21 protein-coding genes are annotated in these 16,725 nt (G+C 61.7%); 7 read left to right on the top strand and 14 right to left on the bottom strand.

Annotation, left to right across the window (positions count from 1 at the left end):
• Window positions 1-21 precede the first annotated feature (21 nt).
• A complete protein-coding gene (locus J2D73_RS17495) occupies window positions 22-519 on the top strand; it encodes an NADH-quinone oxidoreductase subunit B family protein (protein WP_207883443.1) in 498 nt (165 codons plus the stop codon).
• A gap of 112 nt (window positions 520-631) precedes the next feature.
• On the opposite strand, the gene J2D73_RS17490 is transcribed toward J2D73_RS17495, so the two are convergent.
• Window positions 632-1,513: a CDP-alcohol phosphatidyltransferase family protein gene (locus tag J2D73_RS17490; protein WP_086643046.1), complete on the bottom strand. Its 882-nt coding sequence runs from the start codon at window positions 1,511-1,513 to the stop codon at window positions 632-634.
• A 124-nt stretch (window positions 1,514-1,637) separates the two neighbouring features.
• Window positions 1,638-2,336: a phosphatidylserine decarboxylase gene (locus tag J2D73_RS17485; protein WP_341535124.1), complete on the bottom strand. Its 699-nt coding sequence runs from the start codon at window positions 2,334-2,336 to the stop codon at window positions 1,638-1,640.
• Window positions 2,337-2,619: 283 nt separating this feature from the next.
• On the opposite strand from J2D73_RS17485, the gene J2D73_RS17480 reads away from it, so the two are divergent.
• On the top strand, window positions 2,620-3,363 hold the full coding sequence (locus tag J2D73_RS17480; RefSeq protein WP_207883441.1) for a lysophospholipid acyltransferase family protein: 744 nt from the start codon (window positions 2,620-2,622) through the stop codon (window positions 3,361-3,363).
• 514 nt (window positions 3,364-3,877) lie between these two features.
• The gene (locus J2D73_RS17475; protein WP_207883439.1) at window positions 3,878-5,008 is read left to right on the top strand and encodes a hypothetical protein; all 1,131 of its coding nucleotides are present in this window, start codon (window positions 3,878-3,880) and stop codon (window positions 5,006-5,008) included.
• A 32-nt stretch (window positions 5,009-5,040) separates the two neighbouring features.
• Here J2D73_RS17475 and gloB read toward each other — a convergent pair whose 3' ends face one another.
• Window positions 5,041-5,769, bottom strand: coding sequence for a hydroxyacylglutathione hydrolase (gene gloB, locus J2D73_RS17470; protein WP_207883438.1), 729 nt, complete (start codon window positions 5,767-5,769; stop codon window positions 5,041-5,043).
• Between gloB and J2D73_RS17465 the strand changes: the two genes are divergently transcribed.
• The 3 genes from J2D73_RS17465 (at window position 5,768) to J2D73_RS17455 (ending at window position 8,264) form a co-directional block, all read left to right on the top strand.
• Window positions 5,768-6,544 carry a methyltransferase domain-containing protein gene (locus tag J2D73_RS17465; RefSeq protein WP_207883436.1) on the top strand — a complete coding sequence of 259 codons (777 nt, stop codon included), beginning with the start codon at window positions 5,768-5,770 and terminating at the stop codon, window positions 6,542-6,544. The two genes, gloB and J2D73_RS17465, sit on opposite strands and share 2 nt — an antisense overlap.
• A 10-nt stretch (window positions 6,545-6,554) precedes the next feature.
• On the top strand, window positions 6,555-7,157 hold the full coding sequence (locus J2D73_RS17460; RefSeq protein ID WP_207883434.1) for a hypothetical protein: 603 nt from the start codon (window positions 6,555-6,557) through the stop codon (window positions 7,155-7,157).
• A 126-nt stretch (window positions 7,158-7,283) separates the two neighbouring features.
• Window positions 7,284-8,264 (top strand): DMT family transporter, encoded by a 981-nt coding sequence (locus tag J2D73_RS17455; RefSeq protein WP_207883432.1) that lies wholly within the window; start codon window positions 7,284-7,286, stop codon window positions 8,262-8,264.
• A gap of 36 nt (window positions 8,265-8,300) precedes the next feature.
• On the opposite strand, the gene J2D73_RS17450 is transcribed toward J2D73_RS17455, so the two are convergent.
• From J2D73_RS17450 to J2D73_RS17440, 3 genes are read right to left on the bottom strand one after another with little or no spacing between them, the layout of a single operon-like run.
• The gene (locus J2D73_RS17450; RefSeq protein ID WP_207883430.1) at window positions 8,301-8,927 is read right to left on the bottom strand and encodes a YdcF family protein; all 627 of its coding nucleotides are present in this window, start codon (window positions 8,925-8,927) and stop codon (window positions 8,301-8,303) included.
• Entirely contained in the window at window positions 8,906-10,000 is a 1,095-nt protein-coding gene (locus J2D73_RS17445; protein WP_207883428.1) for a cell division protein FtsX, read from the bottom strand. The genes J2D73_RS17450 and J2D73_RS17445 overlap by 22 nt, the downstream gene beginning before the upstream one ends.
• 58 nt (window positions 10,001-10,058) lie before the next feature.
• Complete coding sequence (locus J2D73_RS17440; RefSeq protein ID WP_207883426.1) at window positions 10,059-10,769, bottom strand: cell division ATP-binding protein FtsE; 711 nt, start codon at window positions 10,767-10,769, stop codon at window positions 10,059-10,061.
• A 213-nt stretch (window positions 10,770-10,982) separates the two neighbouring features.
• On the opposite strand from J2D73_RS17440, the gene J2D73_RS17435 reads away from it, so the two are divergent.
• Window positions 10,983-13,268 carry a zinc-ribbon domain-containing protein gene (locus tag J2D73_RS17435; protein ID WP_207883424.1) on the top strand — a complete coding sequence of 762 codons (2,286 nt, stop codon included), beginning with the start codon at window positions 10,983-10,985 and terminating at the stop codon, window positions 13,266-13,268.
• Between the two features lie 356 nt (window positions 13,269-13,624).
• Here the strand turns inward: J2D73_RS17435 and J2D73_RS17430 are convergent, their stop codons facing one another.
• From J2D73_RS17430 to J2D73_RS17395, 8 genes are all read right to left on the bottom strand, one after another.
• Window positions 13,625-14,629 (bottom strand): site-specific integrase, encoded by a 1,005-nt coding sequence (locus J2D73_RS17430; RefSeq protein WP_341535122.1) that lies wholly within the window; start codon window positions 14,627-14,629, stop codon window positions 13,625-13,627.
• A gap of 50 nt (window positions 14,630-14,679) precedes the next feature.
• On the bottom strand, window positions 14,680-14,913 hold the full coding sequence (locus tag J2D73_RS17425; protein WP_207883420.1) for a transcriptional regulator: 234 nt from the start codon (window positions 14,911-14,913) through the stop codon (window positions 14,680-14,682).
• Window positions 14,910-15,137 carry a hypothetical protein gene (locus J2D73_RS17420; RefSeq protein ID WP_207883418.1) on the bottom strand — a complete coding sequence of 76 codons (228 nt, stop codon included), beginning with the start codon at window positions 15,135-15,137 and terminating at the stop codon, window positions 14,910-14,912. The genes J2D73_RS17425 and J2D73_RS17420 overlap by 4 nt, the downstream gene beginning before the upstream one ends.
• Window positions 15,138-15,285: 148 nt before the next feature.
• Window positions 15,286-15,495 carry a hypothetical protein gene (locus tag J2D73_RS17415; RefSeq protein WP_207883416.1) on the bottom strand — a complete coding sequence of 70 codons (210 nt, stop codon included), beginning with the start codon at window positions 15,493-15,495 and terminating at the stop codon, window positions 15,286-15,288.
• Complete coding sequence (locus J2D73_RS17410) at window positions 15,492-15,830, bottom strand: hypothetical protein (RefSeq protein WP_207883414.1); 339 nt, start codon at window positions 15,828-15,830, stop codon at window positions 15,492-15,494. The genes J2D73_RS17415 and J2D73_RS17410 overlap by 4 nt, the downstream gene beginning before the upstream one ends.
• Window positions 15,827-16,090, bottom strand: coding sequence for a hypothetical protein (locus J2D73_RS17405; protein WP_207883412.1), 264 nt, complete (start codon window positions 16,088-16,090; stop codon window positions 15,827-15,829). Before J2D73_RS17405 ends, J2D73_RS17410 begins: the two co-directional genes overlap by 4 nt.
• The gene (locus tag J2D73_RS17400; protein ID WP_207883410.1) at window positions 16,083-16,418 is read right to left on the bottom strand and encodes a hypothetical protein; all 336 of its coding nucleotides are present in this window, start codon (window positions 16,416-16,418) and stop codon (window positions 16,083-16,085) included. The genes J2D73_RS17405 and J2D73_RS17400 overlap by 8 nt, the downstream gene beginning before the upstream one ends.
• The gene (locus J2D73_RS17395; protein WP_207883408.1) at window positions 16,411-16,575 is read right to left on the bottom strand and encodes a hypothetical protein; all 165 of its coding nucleotides are present in this window, start codon (window positions 16,573-16,575) and stop codon (window positions 16,411-16,413) included. The genes J2D73_RS17400 and J2D73_RS17395 overlap by 8 nt, the downstream gene beginning before the upstream one ends.
• Between the last annotated feature and the right edge of the window lie 150 nt (window positions 16,576-16,725).

The raw sequence follows: 16,725 nt of genomic DNA, 5'->3' as shown, positions 1-16,725 counted from the left end.
AAGCCGGGACGGAGGCAACCTATGTCTTCATCAATGATACGGGCGCTTTTCACAGCGCTGCTCGCGCCCGCCGGTCCGGCCCTTCCCCCGGTCGCTTCCCGATCCCCGCTGGTCCTGTTTCATGTCGACAGTGGCGGATGCGAGGCTTGTGGTCTTGAAGTCGAGGCATTGAAGACAGGAGGATACGGTCTCGCCGAGGCGGGGGTCGAGTTCTCCGCTTCGCCGCGTCTTGCGGATATGCTGCTGGTGACGGGCGGCTGCTCGCGCATGATGGCGCCCGTGATACGGGCGGCATGGGAGGCGATGCCACGCCCGAAAGGCTTGATCGCAGTCGGGGCCTGCGCGCGCGACGGAGGGCTTTTCCCGCAGAACTACGCCACGTTGGGCGGTCTGGAGAACCACGCGCCGGTCGATCTGTTCGTGCCCGGTTGTCCGCCCACGCCTTCGGAAATTCTTGGGGCGGTGATCGCAGTGACGGCGCGAGCGCGTAGTGGCTCCACCAGAGACACGACGACCTGATCGCGCACAGACGCCAGCATGAGGACGGTCGGTCGTGCCGAGAAATGGAAGCGAAGCTAGGGCTTCCAGACGTTCGGACCTCGGAAGCGTGGAGATGTCCCGTAGTCGGAAGTCAGCGTGCGGCGAGGCGCGCTTCTTCCTCAGCCTCGGGGTCTTCCTGCAGTTCTTCCGCTGCCTTGCGCAAGCGTTGAAAGCTCAAACGACTAAGCGGCAGCAGCGCGACGTAAATGACTCCGGCTGCGGCGAGCGCTCCCCATGGATCGGCCACAAGGACGACGGCATAGGCGCAGGCGCTTAGCATGACCGGCAGTACGAATTTTGCAGGAATCTTGAAGTTCTTGAACGACCATACCGGCAGGGTGGAGACCAGCAAGAACGCGGTGCTGATCAACGTCACGATGGGCAGGAACGGCAATCGCGTGAGATCGTAGACGTCGTCATACCCCAGCTTGTTCGCCTCAAGCCCGAGGAAAAGCGGAAACAGCGCCAATCCTGCACCCGCCGGAGCGGGAACGCCGGTGAAGAAGTTGCTGGCGTATTTCGGCTTGTCGTCCTCTCCATCGAGGCTGGCGTTGAAGCGGGCGAGGCGTAGCGCCATGCAGACAGTGAACATGATGCACGGCAGGAAGGCGTATCGCCCTGCATCCTTCAGCGCCCAGAGATAAAGCACGAAAGACGGCGCGACGCCGAAGCAGAGGAAGTCGGAAAGACTGTCGAATTCAGCGCCGAAGCGCGTCGCGCCGCGCAGCAGGCGCGCGATTCGTCCGTCCAGCCCATCAATGACGGCGGAGATCAGAAGCGCGATCGCTGCGTCATGAAACCGTCCATCCAGGGCGAAGCGCATGCCCATCAGACCGCCGCAGAGGCCGAGCATGGTCAGCAGGTTGGGTATCAGGCGATTGAATGAAAGCCCCCGAACCCGCGCGCGTCGGGCCCGGACCCGCCGAAGACGGCGTCGGCGTCGAAGCCGGGCTTGTTGCGTCAGTTCGGACATGACGATGCTCTCGCAGTGCGAGCCCGGTGCGCTTGCCCGACCCGGGTCATGCAAGGCCGTCTTCCGAGGTGACGAAGATCATGGCCCGATGCGCCGGCTGCGGTCGGCAGGCCATGGGACAGGATCATCCGTCGAGCTGCGCCATGACCGTCTCGCCCCCGATCATCGTCTGACCGGCTGAGACCAGCGGGGTGACGCCGGGGGGAAGATAGAGGTCCGTCCGCGAGCCAAAGCGGATCAGGCCAAAGCGCTCGCCCGCTTCCAGCGCATCGCCCGGCTTCACCGAGCAGACGATGCGGCGCGCGATGAGGCCCGCGATCTGCACCACGGCGACCATACGACCGTCGGGAAGCACGATGCTGATGGCGTTGCGTTCGTTTTCGGTGGACGCCTTGTCCAGGCTGGCGTTCAGGAACTTGCCAGGGTGGTAGGCGACGCGCGCGACCGAACCGGCGACGGGCGAGCGGTTCACGTGCACGTCGAGGACGGACAGGAACGTCGCGATGCGCCAGACCGGCGTGTCGCCCATAGCCAGTTCCACGGGCGGCGCCACCTTTTCGACCGAGACGACCCGGCCGTCGGCCGGCGCCACGGCCAGCCCTTCACGCGGCGGCGGCGTGCGCTGGGGGTCACGGAAGAAATAGAGGCAGAACGCGAAGAAGAGGCCGCTCGCGGTCCCTGCGCCACGGAGGACGGGGCAGTTCAGCCGTCGCCCAAGATAGCGACCGAGCGCGGTCGCCGCGCCGGAGGCCAACAAAAACCGATAGCTCTCCGGGTGAGGGCGAGCCAGTACGAGCTTGATTGAGGAAATGAGCGACATGATCGCGTTCTTGGCGGTTCGCGCTGCGAGAATCAAGTCTCGCCATGCGCCGGGGAGACACGTTCATGGCTGCCGTCGGGTCGCCCTAGCTTGCGAGGTCCGCGATTTTCTGGTCTGCATCCGCTATTTCTCAAAGCCAGCGCATGGTTCTCATGCGTTTCTGCGGCTTTGATCCCGAGCAGATTCTCCCTTGGGCCGAAGGCTGTGAAGGGCAGGGCGCGCTCCGTAACAAAAGCCGGGACACCGTCCGAACCCGCGTCGGAATCCGGTTTCAGTCAGGTGCCGTATGATCCTGCTTCGCTCCACGGCTTATAGCCTCTATCTGGTCGCGCTTACGATTGTCATGGGCGTGCTGGCGTTCCCCATCAGGCTTTTCGCCGCTCGCCTGGCGCTCCCTTATGCGAAACTATGGTGCAGATTGCTGATCGGCGGCTTGCGCGTGCTGTGCGGGACGACCTTCAGGGTGGAAGGGCTGCAGAGGCTGCCGGCCGATGGCGCGTTCCTGATCGCGTCCCAGCATCAATCCGCCTTCGATACGCTGGTCTGGATGCTGCTGCTGCCGAAGCCTGCCTATGTGATGAAACAGGAACTCACGCGCATTCCGCTCGTCGGACCGATGCTGCTGCTGACCGGCATGGTCCCGGTCGAGAGAGGCGCGCGCTCCAAGGCCATGCGCAGCTTGTTGAAAGAAACGGCGAAGGCTGCTGCAAACGGGCGTCAGATCATTATTTTCCCCGAAGGGACGCGCGTCGCGCCCGGTGAAATTGTCCCGCTGAAACCGGGCGTAGCCGCTATGGCGCGGCATGCGTCGCTTCCGGTTTATCCCGTTGCGACCGACTCGGGTCGTTACTGGGGACGCAAAGGATTTTTCAAGCGCCCAGGCGTCATCTCCATTGTAATTGGCGAGAAACTGGAGGTGGAGAAGCGCGGAGACCTGCTTGACGAGATCAGGACAGCCTGGCGCGCGGGAGAGCGTCGCATCGGTGGCGAAACAGTCGGGGAAGTGACTGGTCCGAATGCAAGGGACTGATTTCGCTTAAAAGACGCCTCGGTTGTCAGGTCACCGGGAGGCAGACGGTAGTGGCGTCGGAAGCCTCGCATAACTACTGCTACGGATCGTGCGAGCAGGAGCAGGGCAGCGAAGCCCGGAAGCGCCAGGTTCAATGCGTTCGCAATCTCCTGCCGTAAGCTATGCACGTCTTCCGGGCTGGAAAGATCAAGAGCGTTCTGTGGATAACTCTGTGGGAGAAAAGCGGCGAACGACGCCTTTCTGAGGAGGTCTGAAGTTCAGAGCATTGAAAAACCGGATCGAATGTGAACGGCGAATGACGTCTTCGAGCTTAAAAAACGCTCGAGAGCCGCTTGGGGCCGCGCTTTTTGGCTGGCGTTCCCTTGCGTCGGAATAGTCAGACGTCACATCAGGACCGCGTCGGCGTTTTCACCGGCATTGGGGACGAGCGTGTGGACGGGCTGTGGATAAAATCTGGTAAGTGGATTCTGGTCCGGCACGAATTGTGGCCAGAAAATGTAACAAGGCCGGTGCATTGGCCGCTGAAGATGCGGCGGCGTGTGAAGTGAGAATCCGCTGGCCTTTGGCGGCCCTGTCCACGTTGGCCTTGTCTGTCGTCGCGATGACGCCGATGCCCGGCGGCGAGCGGGCTGCGCTTTCAACGCTCGACGCGCAACGGCAGGATATGGCGCGCCATGGCTGGATTGTCAGCTGGTCCCGTGCGTCTGCGTGGGGAGGGCTTATCATCCGCCACGCGACGCTGCGCGATGTAAGGATAAGCGGCGTTCTGGATGGAAAGAGCGTGCTCTATGCCGCCGACCGCCTCGACATAAGCATTGACATGTTGCGCCCGCACAGAGTTTCGGTCGCCCCTGAAGGCGCGCAAGCTGTTGCGTTGTTCGCTCGGCCGTCGCCCGGTGAAGCAGAGGGCGTGTTGTTCGCAGCGCGCATCACGTCTGATGGCGCTCAGCTTGTTTTACACAGGGCCGCCAGCTCCGATGGCGCTGGCGGCATGGACGCGGCCGTCACTGCGTCGAATCTGGCGTTGGAAATCGAGCGAAGCCCTGTTTCGTCAAAGCTTACTGTTTTCGGACTGGGTGGTTTGGACGCGAGACTTGCCTCGGGAAATGCGAATGGAGGGCTGGCCGGGGACATCTCGGTGAAAAGGCTGAATCTGCCCGTAGCGCTGCCCGGTCTGGGTAAGCAGGTCAATGGGCTACGTGTAGCTGCGTCCATCGGCGGAGATGAGTCCAGCCCGGTGGTTCTGCTGCATTTGGCGCGAGGGACCATTGGTCCGGTTAACGTGCGGCTTTCGGGGCGCCTTGTGCGTGGGCTGGACTGGACGGGCGATTTTGATCTCGTTGGCGTCGGTCTTGCTGCTGCGGTGCGCAGAGCTGCGGCAGATGGAGCGGCGTCGCCCGATCTTGCGCACGTCGTGAGTTTGCTGGATCGGGAATTGGCGGACTTCCAGGGAAGTGACGTGAGTGCTCCGCCTGTCACGGTCGCCGCCGCAGGCGACGACGGACGACAAGCCGCGCCGGCCGAATCCGGTGAAAACGGGGCGTTGATATCCGTGCCGCTGCGCTTGCGGGGGGGCGTGTGGATGCTCGGCGCAGTTCCTCTGGCGGATCTGTCTGCAGCGTTCGACGCCAAGCCCCCGCGCTGAAAAACAGACGTTCGAAAAGCTGATCTTGAGGCCTATTTTGCGTGGTCTTTTTCGCGCCGTAGATGCGCCAGCGTGTCGATGTCGGGCGCCCGCAGGAAAGGATTGCAGGCGCGCTCGCTCTCCATGGTGGAAGGCACAGTCGGTTCGTTGTGCGACCGAAGCTCGCGAACGTCCTCGGCCCGGTGGATGAGCGCCGTGTTATCGGGATCGACGCGCAGGGCGAAGCGCGCGTTCGATTCCGTGTATTCATGGCCGCAGTAGACGAGCGTGGCGCCGGGCAGCGCGTCGAAACGGCGGAGGCTTGCGAACATGTCGGCCGCCGTGCCTTCGAAAAGACGTCCGCAACCGAGGCTGAACAACGTATCGCCGCAAAAAAGTGAAGCCGGAGAGTCGAAATAGTAGGCGATGTGCCCGGCGGTATGTCCCGGTGTCGCGATAACGCGCGCTTCGCAAGAGCCGAACGCGACGAAGTCGCCGTCCTGAACCGCGAGATCGAGAGGCGGAAGGCGCGCTTCTTCGTAGGCGGGACCGATCATTCTTGCGCCATACCGGTCGCGCAGGGCTGCCGCGCCGCCCGTATGGTCCGCGTGATGGTGCGTGAGCAGGATAAGGTCGAGCCGCCCGCCGTGGACTTCGATCGCAGCGCGGACGGGTGCTGCGTCTCCAGGATCGACCACGGCGATCTGGCCAGTCTCTTCGTCCCGTAGCAACCAGACGTAATTGTCGCTCAGGACTGGGACAGGAAACGTAACGATCGGCATGGGACGTGTCTCCGGCGTTGCGGCAGGGTTCGGCCTTCATGGTAGGGTACGCCGCATGCAGCAAGAAGTTCGTACGGCGTCGGAGTTTTATGCGGGTTCGGCGGGGGGCGCCGCTGCGGAGGTGTTGGGAGGGCGACTCCTCGAACTGTGGCCCGACCTGAGCGGGCTTCGGTTGCTGGGACTCGGCTTCGCCTCGCCGTTCCTGCCGCTATGGCGTGATCGGGTGGGAGTGTCCGTATCCGCGCGTCTCAACACGCCGTTGACGGTCCGCGCTCCCGTGAAGGGCGGTGATCACGACTGCGTGGTTGATCCGGCGCAGCTTCCCTTCGACGACCTGTCGTTCGATCGCGTCTTGCTCATCCATGCGCTGGAGACCACTGACGCCGCGTCGACGCTCTTGCGCGCTGTCTGGAAGTTACTGCGCGACGACGGAAAGTTGCTGTTGGTCGTTCCTAACCGGCGCGGCGTCTGGGCGCTCAACGATGCGACGCCGTTCGGGCAGGGGACGCCGTTCTCGCAACGGCAGATCGCGCGGAGGCTCTCGCAGGCGCTATTCCATGTCGAACGCCGACAAACCGGCCTGTATCCACCGCCTTTCGGGCGCCTTGCTCGCGGTCGCCCTGGCGTCATCGTTGAGCGCGTCGGCCGGACGTTGCTACCGACCATGGGCGGCGTCGTGATTATGGAAGCGGTGAAGGACCAATGGAGCGGCACGCCATTGCTTGCCTCTCCGGGACGGGTCGAACTCCGGCGTCAGGTGCTGGAGCCAGGGTGAGCGGCGCCGGATGACAGCCTTCGCACAAGACGCCCTGCGGGACACTGCGGCTGACAGGGCCATGATCCGACGTCGGCTGGAGGCTTTCGACCGCGCGCTTTTGGCGGAAGACAGCGCTACGCGCGCACTTGAGCTATGGTGCGAAGGTCACGGCGTGACGCCTCCCGCGCGGCTTGTAGCCGAGAAAGCGGATGAAATATTCTGCGCACAGCCCGATGATGCGTTGTTCTTTCTCAAGCCGCCAGAGGGGGAGCAGATGCGCTGCCGCCGTGTTCGCCTGCACTGCGCCGGGTTGGTGCTGTCGAGTGCGGAGAACTGGTATGTCGCATCCCGTCTCACTCGTGCGATGAACGAATGTCTGGATACGTCCGACGAGCCGTTCGGCCGGGTGGTCGCGCCGCTTGCGTTCACCCGCGTCACGGCCAGACGGGAATGGCTCTGGCCCTGGCCATTCTCCGATGCGTCGCCGACCGGGCGACCGATCGTTGCGCCTGCCGAAATTCTTCGTCATGTAGCGACGTTATTTCGTTCCGACGGTGCGCCGTTCAGCCTCGTCCGGGAAACCTACACCTGCGAAATCCCCGGAGTGTGCGCGTCGGCCATGGACGCATGACAGGCCGGATTTGAGTGTCTTGCGTGACCACTGGCGCTCATCCATGATCGTCCGGCGTCGCGGGCGTGGGGTGAGGCGTCGTTTCTCACTGCTTCGCGGTTTCGCACGGGAAGGCGGAAACGTTTTATGAACAGGGAAACGTCGCGCGCGACCGCCGTCTCTTCTCGAGCGGCTACAGGCGGCGAAGTGCGTCCTCAAGCTGGACAGAGCTGGGCCACTCTGGGGTTTCTCTCGATTCTCTGGGGCGGATCGTTCTTTTTCTACAAGGTATTGGCTCCGTCTCTGCCGCCCTTGACGCTCGTGTTCGGGCGCGTTGGCTTCGCGGCTGTGGCGCTGCTGGCGGTTCTTGCCGTCGGCCGGCGGGAGTTTCCTCTTGGCGCCTCGAAAATTGGCTGGTTTCTGGTCTTGGGCGCGTTCAACTGCGCGATTCCGTTTTCCCTTTACGCGTGGAGTGAACGTTTCGTGACCAGCGGCGTGGCGGCGACGCTGAACGCCACGACGCCGATTTTCACAGGGATCGCGATGCATCTGTCGTCGCGCGACGACAGACTGACCCGTCGGAAAATTATCGGAATCGCCTGCGCCTTCTGCGGGGTCGCCGTATTGATCGGACGAGATCTTCTCAGTGGATTGTCCCTGTCTGTGCTGCCGGGGGAACTCGCCTGTCTCGGCGCGACGACCTCTTACGCCATTGGCGCTGTCCTGACGCGCAAGCTGCGCGGGGTGGCGCCGCTGCAACTGACGACCGGGCAACTTGCGGGCGCAGCGCTAGTAATTTTTCCGCTTGCGCTGCTGCATGACGGCTTTTCCGCATGGAGGGGGCTTGGCGCGGAAACATGGGCGGCGTGGCTGGGAATCGCGTTGCTGAGCACTGCCCTCGCATATCTGATCTTTTTCAGAATCCTGACGGTCCACGGCGCCAATCAGGCCGTGCTGGTGACCTTTCTCGTGCCGGTAAGCGCTCTTGCGATGGGGGCGCTTCTGCTGGGTGAAACCCTGAAGTGGAACACTCTGGCGGGAGCAGTGCTGATCAGCTGCGGTCTGGCCGTCATTGATGGGCGATTGTTGCGTCGTCTATGGCGGCGGGAAGCGCCGTGCCCAAGTTAAGCGCCGCCGCCGGATGACTTCGCCCGCGTGCGGGGTCTATGGCGAGTCCGCGTCCGCAGCATGGCGGAAGAAACGCACCGGCGCCACGAAGGCCAAAAGCAGTTTGTTATATTCCAGTAAGAGCAAATGCAGGGTCGAAGGTCTGAACGGCTGACGTAACGCCGGGGATTGCACCGGAAAGGGGTGCAGCTCCAGACCGGGCATGGTTCGCGACAGTTCCAGCACGGCGCGCCGCATATGATAACCTGCAGTGACGACTATAAGGCTGTCGATATGGTGATCCGCCACCCATGTCGCGGTTTCGAATGCATTTCCGGCGGTGGATGATGCGCGCCATCCGAGTGTGATGCGCGCGGCGAGATCCGGCTGCAGGGACGTCGCCACGTCCTTCAGGCGCACCTGCTGATCAACGCCGGAAATCAGCAGACGTTTGCCAAATCCTTCACGCAGGAGGTCGATCGAGGCGTCCACTCGTCCCGTACCGCCGGTGAGCGCCACGATCCCGTCGCAAACCGGCGCAGGCGCGGCAGGTCTCAGAGCGTCGAACGCGAACCATACGAACCCGCCGACCCAGACGAGCAGCCCGACGCAGAGAGCGGACAGCAGCCGGGATAGTGGTCCGCGCCGCCGGGACGGCGCGATCAGGGAAGACGACGAAGCCATACGCGGACCATCACCTGGGCGGTGATCCAGCCGATGAAAGCGGCGGCGAAGGGCACGACGCCGAGCCCCCACAAAAGCGCCGGTGGAGTTTCCCCCCATAGCGTCGCAAGTACGGTCACCATTTCGGCCATGCTGAAGCCCGTTTCTCCGGTTCCAAAGGTTAGGGCTCCGCCGCCCGAGAGCGGCGCCATAAGGCGTGCGATTCCAGCGAGGGGGGGGAGGGCGAGCAAGGTTCCAGCCATGCCGCCGGCCAGAGAAAGGCCTGCCACGCGGCGGGCGAAGCGGCTCGCCACATAGCCGTCAACCGCTCCGAGGCCGTGCAGGATTTCGATACTTTCCCGACGCGCACCAAGACCGAGACGCGTCGCCATGGCGATGACGGCCGCCCCGATCGCACCGACAAGAAGGATGGCCAGCGCGGCGCAGGCCAGAAGGCTGCGTGCGATGTCGAGAAGGCGCACGCGCCACTCGTCATTGCGTTCGATCAGTGAGCCAGGCGCGATTTTGGCGATGGAGGCGATCACGTTGGGGGATAGCGTCGCACCGCGAGAGAGATGAACCTCTATGACCGCTGGTAGCGGCAGTGCGGACGCTCCGGCTGCGCCGAGCCATGGAGCAAGCAGCCTGTCGATTTCGCTAGCGTTCAGGCGATGGACCAGCTGCGTGTCGGGCGACGCCTGCAAGACAGCTTCGATGGCGGTGGCCCGGGTCATGTCAGGCGTCGCGGCATTTATACTGCCGCTCTGTTTCTCCGGCTGAGAGGCTGGGAGCTGAGCAGCATGCGCAGATGAGGCGTCGGAGACTCCGTCCTTATGCGCAGTGGCCTCACCCATACTCGTCGCCGACCCGGCGGTTGTGTCGGTAGCCGGTTTCTCGGGGTCCGGCACCTGCACTGTCACCAGATTGGCTGCGCCTGCGGCCCAACGGGACGACACGGCGCGCGCGCCGACGGCGCCTGCGTAGGTGAGGCTGGCGAGAAGACTCATTGCCGCCACCATCGCCAGAAGACTTCGGTCGGGCAGCGCGCGCGATAGCGCAAGTCCGTCTCTGCGGCGCCCCTTCGCTTCGCTCATCGGTCGCCCCGTCCCGCGCCCGTCCATAGCGCCTGTCGCAGACATCTCTTCTGCGGCGTCATGGCGCGTTCGATTCATCGCTGGTCAGGCGACCACGCTCAAGACGCAGTGCTGGGGCGGGAAAGCGCCGTACCAGAGCATCGTTGTGGGTTGCGACGATTACGGTGGCGCCAAGGGTGGACACTTCGCGCAACATGCCGACGATGCGGCTGGACTGGGATTCTTCCAGCGCGTTGGTCGGCTCGTCGGCGAGGACCACGCCAGGGCGTGCGATGACCGCGCGTGCAATGGCCGCCCGCTGCTGCTCGCCGCCCGACAGCTCCGCAGGTAAGGCGTCGCTGCGCTCCGACAGACCGACCCAACGCAAAATGGCGGCGACCTCGTCTGCAACTGCGGCTTCGTCGCGCCGTTCCAGACGCAGCGGAAGGGCAACGTTGTCGCTGATTGAGAGTGTGGGCATCAGTCGGAAGTCCTGATGCACCATACCTACACGTTGACGCAGCCGCGCAAGCGTCGCCCGTTTCACGCCGACGCCCACATGGGTTCCGAGAATTTCGAGCTCTCCGGATTGCGGCAGGGCTTCAAGATGGAGAAGGCGCAGCAGAGATGATTTTCCTGCTCCGGATGGCCCCAGAAGCCAACGGAAACCACCCTGCGGCACCGAAAACGTCACGTTGGAGAGTGCTGTGGCCGTATCCGTTCCTCGCCCGACCGCAGCGCGTCGCGTGGGCGATCCATATCGCCAGGTGACGTTGCTCAGGCGGATCATCTAGGTATACGTCTCAGAATGGTGTTAACTGATATTTTATAAGACGGCACAGTAGAGCATAACGCGGAGAAACGAAGCCTGTCGATGGGAAGCCTCCCCGAGCCCGATGAAGGCGGCGTTGTTTAGAAATTAGGAACAGGTTCTGGTCATAGTAGTGATGCGAATTACGGCGACGCGGGGAAGGTTCGTCCGTAGCGCCAGAGAGGAAGCCGGATGCTGATCGTATGCCCGTCCTGCGGCATCAAGTACAATGTGCCCGCGTCATTTTTGCGGAAAGACCGGACCCTTAAATGCTCCGGCTGCGGCACGGATTGGGTCGTCCCGGCCGTCCCACGGGAAAGAACCGACACAGAAGAGACGCGCGCGGCGAATGCCGCCAGCCCGACGGCCGAGAATGCGGTCGTAGCTGGCGTTGAGCCGACAAATGAGGCCGCCGGAGATGCAGGTGCGGCGACTGAGGGAAAGACGTCTCCTGTCGACGGCGCTTCAGATAAAGTTGCCGAGGACGCGCCGTCCGCAGGTCAGGCCGATGTTTCTACCGCCGAAGTTTTTACGTCCGCTCAGCCAGAGGCAAACGCGGGTGAGGTCGCATCCGACGCTGGCAGTGACCACGGGAGCGTCGAAGTCTCCTCTGTAGATGACAACGCCACAGATCATGCCTCCACCACGGAGTCGTCGGGTGCGGATTTCGATTCAGGCGAAGATCACGCTGAGGACGATGGCGATGCTGCGCTGCAAACTCATGCGCAGATGGAAGCGGAGCCGGATTTTCTAGACGAAGCGGCCGAAATTACCGCCGAGCCGACCGTTTCGGTGGGAACAGATGGCGACGCCTCGGATGAGAGTGGCGAAACTGCCCTGATCACCGAAGTTCAGGCTGACCATGTTTCGTCCTCCGCTCATGACGGCGAGGTCGAAGACTCTGCGTTGTCTGGCGCCGAGGCGATTGAAGATACGGTCGGTGTGGACGACGGCTCAAGGGATGAAACGACGAGATCGGATGCCGCGCCGGTTGAAGATGAGGAGGTCGCTGAAGAAGTGGCCTCCAGTCTTGAGCCCACGACCGCCGATCAAGTCGCGCATCCGGCTGAAGATGTGGGAGAACTGGTTGCTGAACGGTCGAGCGACGACGACCATGAAGCACCGTTCGAAGCACCCGCAGATCACGAAACGCATGTTCCTGAGCTCGACGCGCCTCAAGCAGAGCCGGATGCAGTCCAGCCGCCGGAGCCGATGCTTCATGGGAAGGACGAATTTCTAGGCGAAAGTCTGGAATCTGCCGACACTCATCATGAGGAAAATCTCGCCACCGAGGTTCGGTCTGACGAGCAGGTCTTAGAAGCGTCGGCTGCGACAACAGACGGAAGCTTCGGCTCGGCCACGTCCAGTGACGATGGTCAGGAGTTGACGGAACCGCTGACCGCGGACTTGCCGCACGATATTCATAGTGCTTCCGGCGCGGAGGATGAGCGGCAGGCCGAGGCGTCAGATTATGACGACCTCGCCGAGGCTGTTCATAACGAATTCCACGAAACTCGTGACGGCGAAGTGTTGGTTGAGGGCGTCGATTCTGCTGCGCTCGACGAACGCCAGGTTGGGAGTCATGAGGCGTACGCCGATAATAAGGCGCAGCTGGAACAAGACGCCCTCCATGATAGCGCTGATGTCCATCCCGCTAATCACGACGTCGCGTCAGCGGTGACAGATGAGTGGGCAAGTGAGTCTCTTGATCATTTGCCCAGCGGAATGTCCCACTTGGACGAGGCGGCTCTAGACGACTGGGAGTCGAAGCAGGCGCACGGGGAGCATGAGCGCGCCGAACTCGCTGACTTGGATAGCGCTGTGTCGGGCTTTGCAGGTGAGCCCGAGCCTTCGACACTGCCGGAAGCCCCCACGCCCGCAATCAACGAACAGCCGGTACATGGGGCGTTCGATGATGTGGTGACACGTCTGCGAGCGGCGCGAATGGGCCGCGCGGCGGTGGAATCAGCCTATGCGGAAGGGTTGGAGGCTCAATCTCGTGCGGCGGAGCCTCCGCCGTCTGCAGAGAAGGAAGTTGAAGTTCCGGCGGCAGTACCGTGGATTCCGTCATGGAGCCGCACTCTCGACGAATCTTCAGTGGAGCATACCGAAGAACATTATACGACGCCGCAAACGGATCACGGGGAGAATCTGGAAGCGGATAGGCCTGTATGGGCCGCCTTCGATACGGATGAACCAGATGACGAAGAGGAGTATTTTACTTCCTCGGATCGTGAATCTTTCAATCTTCACGCCACACGGGAGCCTCCGCCGGGCCCTACGGAAGACATAGCCGCCAAGCTCCGGACAGATATCCTCAGCCGTGGTGGTACGGTGAAGCGCCCTGCTATTGAACGTCCCGAATTCTGGCGAAACGCGTGGGTTGTCAGTGGTGTTTGCGCAGCCGCCAGTGTGATAGCCGTCTGGCGGTGGTTCGGTCCTCTTAGCCATTTATTGCCAGGACTGCGTCTGTTTTGATGTTTGACGTCAAAACAGGCAGCGTGAACCAAAGGCTGAGTGCGGTATGTCGCGTGGCTGCGCACAGATATTGGGAAGCGCCGCCATAAGGGCAATTTCCGCCGTGCGTTCTGTTGCGAAGTCTCGTCGGAAGGTGAAGTTCACGCTGGTGGCATTAGCAGATTTGGCTGTCAGTTGCCGACCATGCCAGCAAGGCTATGTTGTGAAAATTGATGAAATTACAAAATGTTTTTAATAAGCGGATGTTTTCTGTATTATTTCGTAAAAATTTGGTGTCCGCGGCGGGAACGCGCAAAACTATAAATATCAATATGTTACGCTGTAAAACGCAACATATTTAGGATATAAAACGAGGGTCATTTCTCCCCATTTGTAAAACTTTTTCGCTCTGTAAAACTCTCTTTCGCGCCGATTTTAGCCATCGCTTCTCCGGCTAGTCGCTTCTGGTCCGCGGCAAGCGTGTATCGCTGGACCTCGGCAAGCGTCCGGTGGCCAGTAATAGCCGCGATCTGGTGCGCTGTGCATCCCGCTTCAGCCATCCTTCGGGCCGCGGCCTTTCTGAGACCGTGCGGGCTCAACCCCTCAAGGCCAGCTTCATCGCACCATTTGGCGAAACGGATCGCAAATCCGTCTGGGCTGAACGGCTTTCCGAATGCTGTCTCAAGGTAGGTGCCGCGGGAGAGAGGGACGGTGGCCAGTTCGACCGCGAGTAGGGGGTGGATTGGGATGAACAGGCGCGTCCCGGTCTTTACCTGCTGCACGCTTATCATGCCGTCCACGATGTCGCGCGGCATCATGCGCACCACGTCTGATCGGCGTTGGCCGGTGTAGAGAAGTAGAGCGAGCGCGAGCCGCGGCGTAGACCCGGTCTCCCATCTCGCCTCGTAGCGGCCAATCTCATCTTCGCTCCACGATTTCGCGCCTTCGCCCTTCTCCTTGAGGCGCTTCACCCCCGCGGTCGGATCCGACTTCAGGCGACCGTCCTCAACGGCAAACGCGAAGATCAAGCGGAAGAGTCTCAGGCGATGGTTCGCCGCGGCTGGCGTGTCTGCCTTCCGCGCCACGAATCGTCGGATGTGCTGCGACTCGAAGAGGTCAATCTGATGGAGCGCGAAGTCTTCGTTCTGGATGCCCAGCAGGAGGCGGGCGTAGTTCCGCTGCGTTGCTGGGCCGAGTTGTTTGTAGGCGGGCGTCCTCATCCAGTCGTCGGCAAGGGCCGCAAGAGTTCCCGCGGCGTGGCGTTCTGGCTCAATCTCGTCTGCCTGATGCAGGGCTGCGTGATACGCTTCCCAGAATCCCGGATCCTCTGGGTCAGGAAGCTTTACCCGCGGCAGTCCTGGCTTGCGGAAGTAATGGCGCACACGACAATCTCGGCCCTTGTGCCGCTGGACGTGCTTCAATTTGATCGCAATCACCTGAGGGCATCGAGCGGGTTCTGGTTTACCGTATGCACTTCCGCCGCGGCCTCTGATTTGCTGTCTATCCAACGATCGAGCGCAACGCGATCCCATAAGCGCCGACGAGCATCAAGTGGCACCGAACGAACAACCGGCTCGACGATGTCGCGAAACAGGCCGGTCGACATGCCGACATAGTGCGCGGCCTGCTCGCGAGATAGCAGCCGCGGCGCAATCGCCTCACTCATCCGCCGCCTCCCATGCGCACGCCAGCGTCCGGATGATCCAGCGTCATCGACGGGATACGCGACCCGTGCCTGATCTCGATGCGGTCAATCGCATAGAAGTTAGGGCCATGTTCGATCAGATTGTGCAGTTCGACCAACTCCTCAAAGTCGTGGTTCACTTCCATCGGCTCCCCAGCCGTCCGGTAGAACACTGATGCGTGCCAGCGTGCGCTTCCCTCACTCATCCCCACACCTCACGATCTGCACTTTCATCCTCTGCATCTCCATCATGATCCGCTCGGCGCGCGCTGGCGGTTGGTTGTTGCCCCGCGCCAGAACGAGTGCTCCAGCAGGTCGCGCAGGATCGCTTCCTGTTCGTGGCGTTCGATGGACTCACTCATCCACGTTCTCCGGCGGCTGGCAGGGGGCGATGTATCTGACTCCGATCATGTAAGCCTTGTCTGTCTCGCTATCGATTTCCGACCCACAGAACCACCAGACGCCATCGTTCCACTCTGCGACGAGCGGGGAACGTTCTTTCCTTCGCAGCCAGTGATACGTCCCGCCCGCCGTCCCATCCGGCGGCCTGCACTCGTTGGTCATGGCGTCACCTTCGGCGGCGAGGGGAGGGGCTGGAACGCAACGATGGCTTGCTCACCGTAAATACGGTCTCCGTTTGCGAAAAACCACCAATCGCCGCATTTCACGGCAACGGAGACGGTCCCATTTCTCCATGCGATAATCATGTCCTGATTGAGCGGACACTCCTCAATCGGGAGCCATAACTCAGCAAGCGCAGCGGTGATGACCACAGAAACGGAATCTCGATAAAACTGACGATCCCTTTCGCCGAAGTCTGCCCATACGTCTTTCTCATCGTTGAAGCGGTTCGCCATAGCCCGCGCCGCAGCCTCCACCATCTCTTTCGTCGGGGTCATGGCGTGGTCCTCGCGCGGATGGCGTTAGCGATATGCTCGATGGTTTCGTCCATATCGAGCCAGTAATTTTCGCCACTTTCTTCGTCTATCGCTTGCAGGCTTCCACTATCTTTCGCAATTTTCGCGCACGCCTCCCTCTCACCCGCCACAGCCGCCCGCGCGCACTGTTCGCCGTAAGCGCGCATCTGAGTGATCGAGAAAAACGCGACCCCTTCATATGCAGGTACCGGCAACGGCGGCAGTTCCATCGCGTCAGACATTAGCAGCCCTCACTTCCAAGTTGCACTGAGCAAGATACTCTTCCCTTGCTCTCGCAACGGTTTCATGTATGTCACGAAACTTCTGCCTCGCCCTTGATTTTTGAAGGGTGTAGCCATTGCGGGCCATAACCCAAAGGAAGATATCGATGGTATAGATATGCGCGTCGACCCAGCTCAGATCGGCCATGCGGGAACAGCCGTTCTTTTTGACGCTCCTTTCGCGGACGTCATCTAGCATCTTGAAGACGTCTTTCTGATCGTGAAAGTCGCGGAGAAAATCAGGAAGATACTTTCCGCTTTCAAGAAAGGCCTGCAATTTGTCAGACATGCCCCTTCTCCCCCCGAACATCTAACGTTGCGATCACCCAATCGCGGACCTTGTTGACCAATTCTCGCGCCTTCAGAAGCGCTTGCGCATGCGGCATGCCGAGCTTCATGAAGTCTCCGGCGATGTCGTATTCGAGTTGCGCGCGGTTCTTAGACATTCGCGGCCTCCATTACGGTAGCGGCGCGGCTTTTCCCAAAGCACGCGAGACACATGAGTGACGTTCCGTTGATCGCATGCTTCCGCCGAACCCGACTCTCGAAGCCACAGGCGCATCTGACCTTCAGGTCAATTCCTGAGCCGGTTCCGC

Origin of the sequence: Acetobacter sacchari, from assembly GCF_017377715.1 — a bacterium.
Classification (GTDB): domain Bacteria; phylum Pseudomonadota; class Alphaproteobacteria; order Acetobacterales; family Acetobacteraceae; genus Acetobacter; species Acetobacter sacchari.
The sequence above is the reverse complement of the archived record's forward strand: the minus strand, read 5'-3'. Positions and strand labels throughout refer to the sequence as shown.

Excerpts from the sequence above, each read along its gene's own strand:
- J2D73_RS17495 (WP_207883443.1), top strand. The coding sequence starts at position 22 with ATGTCTTCATCAATGATACGGGCGCTTTTCACAGCGCTGCTCGCGCCC.
- J2D73_RS17490 (WP_086643046.1), bottom strand. The coding sequence starts at position 1,513 with ATGTCCGAACTGACGCAACAAGCCCGGCTTCGACGCCGACGCCGTCTT.
- J2D73_RS17480 (WP_207883441.1), top strand. The coding sequence starts at position 2,620 with ATGATCCTGCTTCGCTCCACGGCTTATAGCCTCTATCTGGTCGCGCTT.
- J2D73_RS17465 (WP_207883436.1), top strand. The coding sequence starts at position 5,768 with ATGGGACGTGTCTCCGGCGTTGCGGCAGGGTTCGGCCTTCATGGTAGG.
- gloB (WP_207883438.1), bottom strand. The coding sequence starts at position 5,769 with ATGCCGATCGTTACGTTTCCTGTCCCAGTCCTGAGCGACAATTACGTC.
- J2D73_RS17460 (WP_207883434.1), top strand. The coding sequence starts at position 6,555 with ATGACAGCCTTCGCACAAGACGCCCTGCGGGACACTGCGGCTGACAGG.
- J2D73_RS17455 (WP_207883432.1), top strand. The coding sequence starts at position 7,284 with ATGAACAGGGAAACGTCGCGCGCGACCGCCGTCTCTTCTCGAGCGGCT.
- J2D73_RS17450 (WP_207883430.1), bottom strand. The coding sequence starts at position 8,927 with ATGGCTTCGTCGTCTTCCCTGATCGCGCCGTCCCGGCGGCGCGGACCA.
- J2D73_RS17445 (WP_207883428.1), bottom strand. The coding sequence starts at position 10,000 with ATGAGCGAAGCGAAGGGGCGCCGCAGAGACGGACTTGCGCTATCGCGC.
- J2D73_RS17440 (WP_207883426.1), bottom strand. The coding sequence starts at position 10,769 with ATGATCCGCCTGAGCAACGTCACCTGGCGATATGGATCGCCCACGCGA.
- J2D73_RS17435 (WP_207883424.1), top strand. The coding sequence starts at position 10,983 with ATGCTGATCGTATGCCCGTCCTGCGGCATCAAGTACAATGTGCCCGCG.
- J2D73_RS17425 (WP_207883420.1), bottom strand. The coding sequence starts at position 14,913 with ATGAGTGAGGCGATTGCGCCGCGGCTGCTATCTCGCGAGCAGGCCGCG.
- J2D73_RS17420 (WP_207883418.1), bottom strand. The coding sequence starts at position 15,137 with ATGAGTGAGGGAAGCGCACGCTGGCACGCATCAGTGTTCTACCGGACG.
- J2D73_RS17415 (WP_207883416.1), bottom strand. The coding sequence starts at position 15,495 with ATGACCAACGAGTGCAGGCCGCCGGATGGGACGGCGGGCGGGACGTAT.
- J2D73_RS17410 (WP_207883414.1), bottom strand. The coding sequence starts at position 15,830 with ATGACCCCGACGAAAGAGATGGTGGAGGCTGCGGCGCGGGCTATGGCG.
- J2D73_RS17405 (WP_207883412.1), bottom strand. The coding sequence starts at position 16,090 with ATGTCTGACGCGATGGAACTGCCGCCGTTGCCGGTACCTGCATATGAA.
- J2D73_RS17400 (WP_207883410.1), bottom strand. The coding sequence starts at position 16,418 with ATGTCTGACAAATTGCAGGCCTTTCTTGAAAGCGGAAAGTATCTTCCT.
- J2D73_RS17395 (WP_207883408.1), bottom strand. The coding sequence starts at position 16,575 with ATGTCTAAGAACCGCGCGCAACTCGAATACGACATCGCCGGAGACTTC.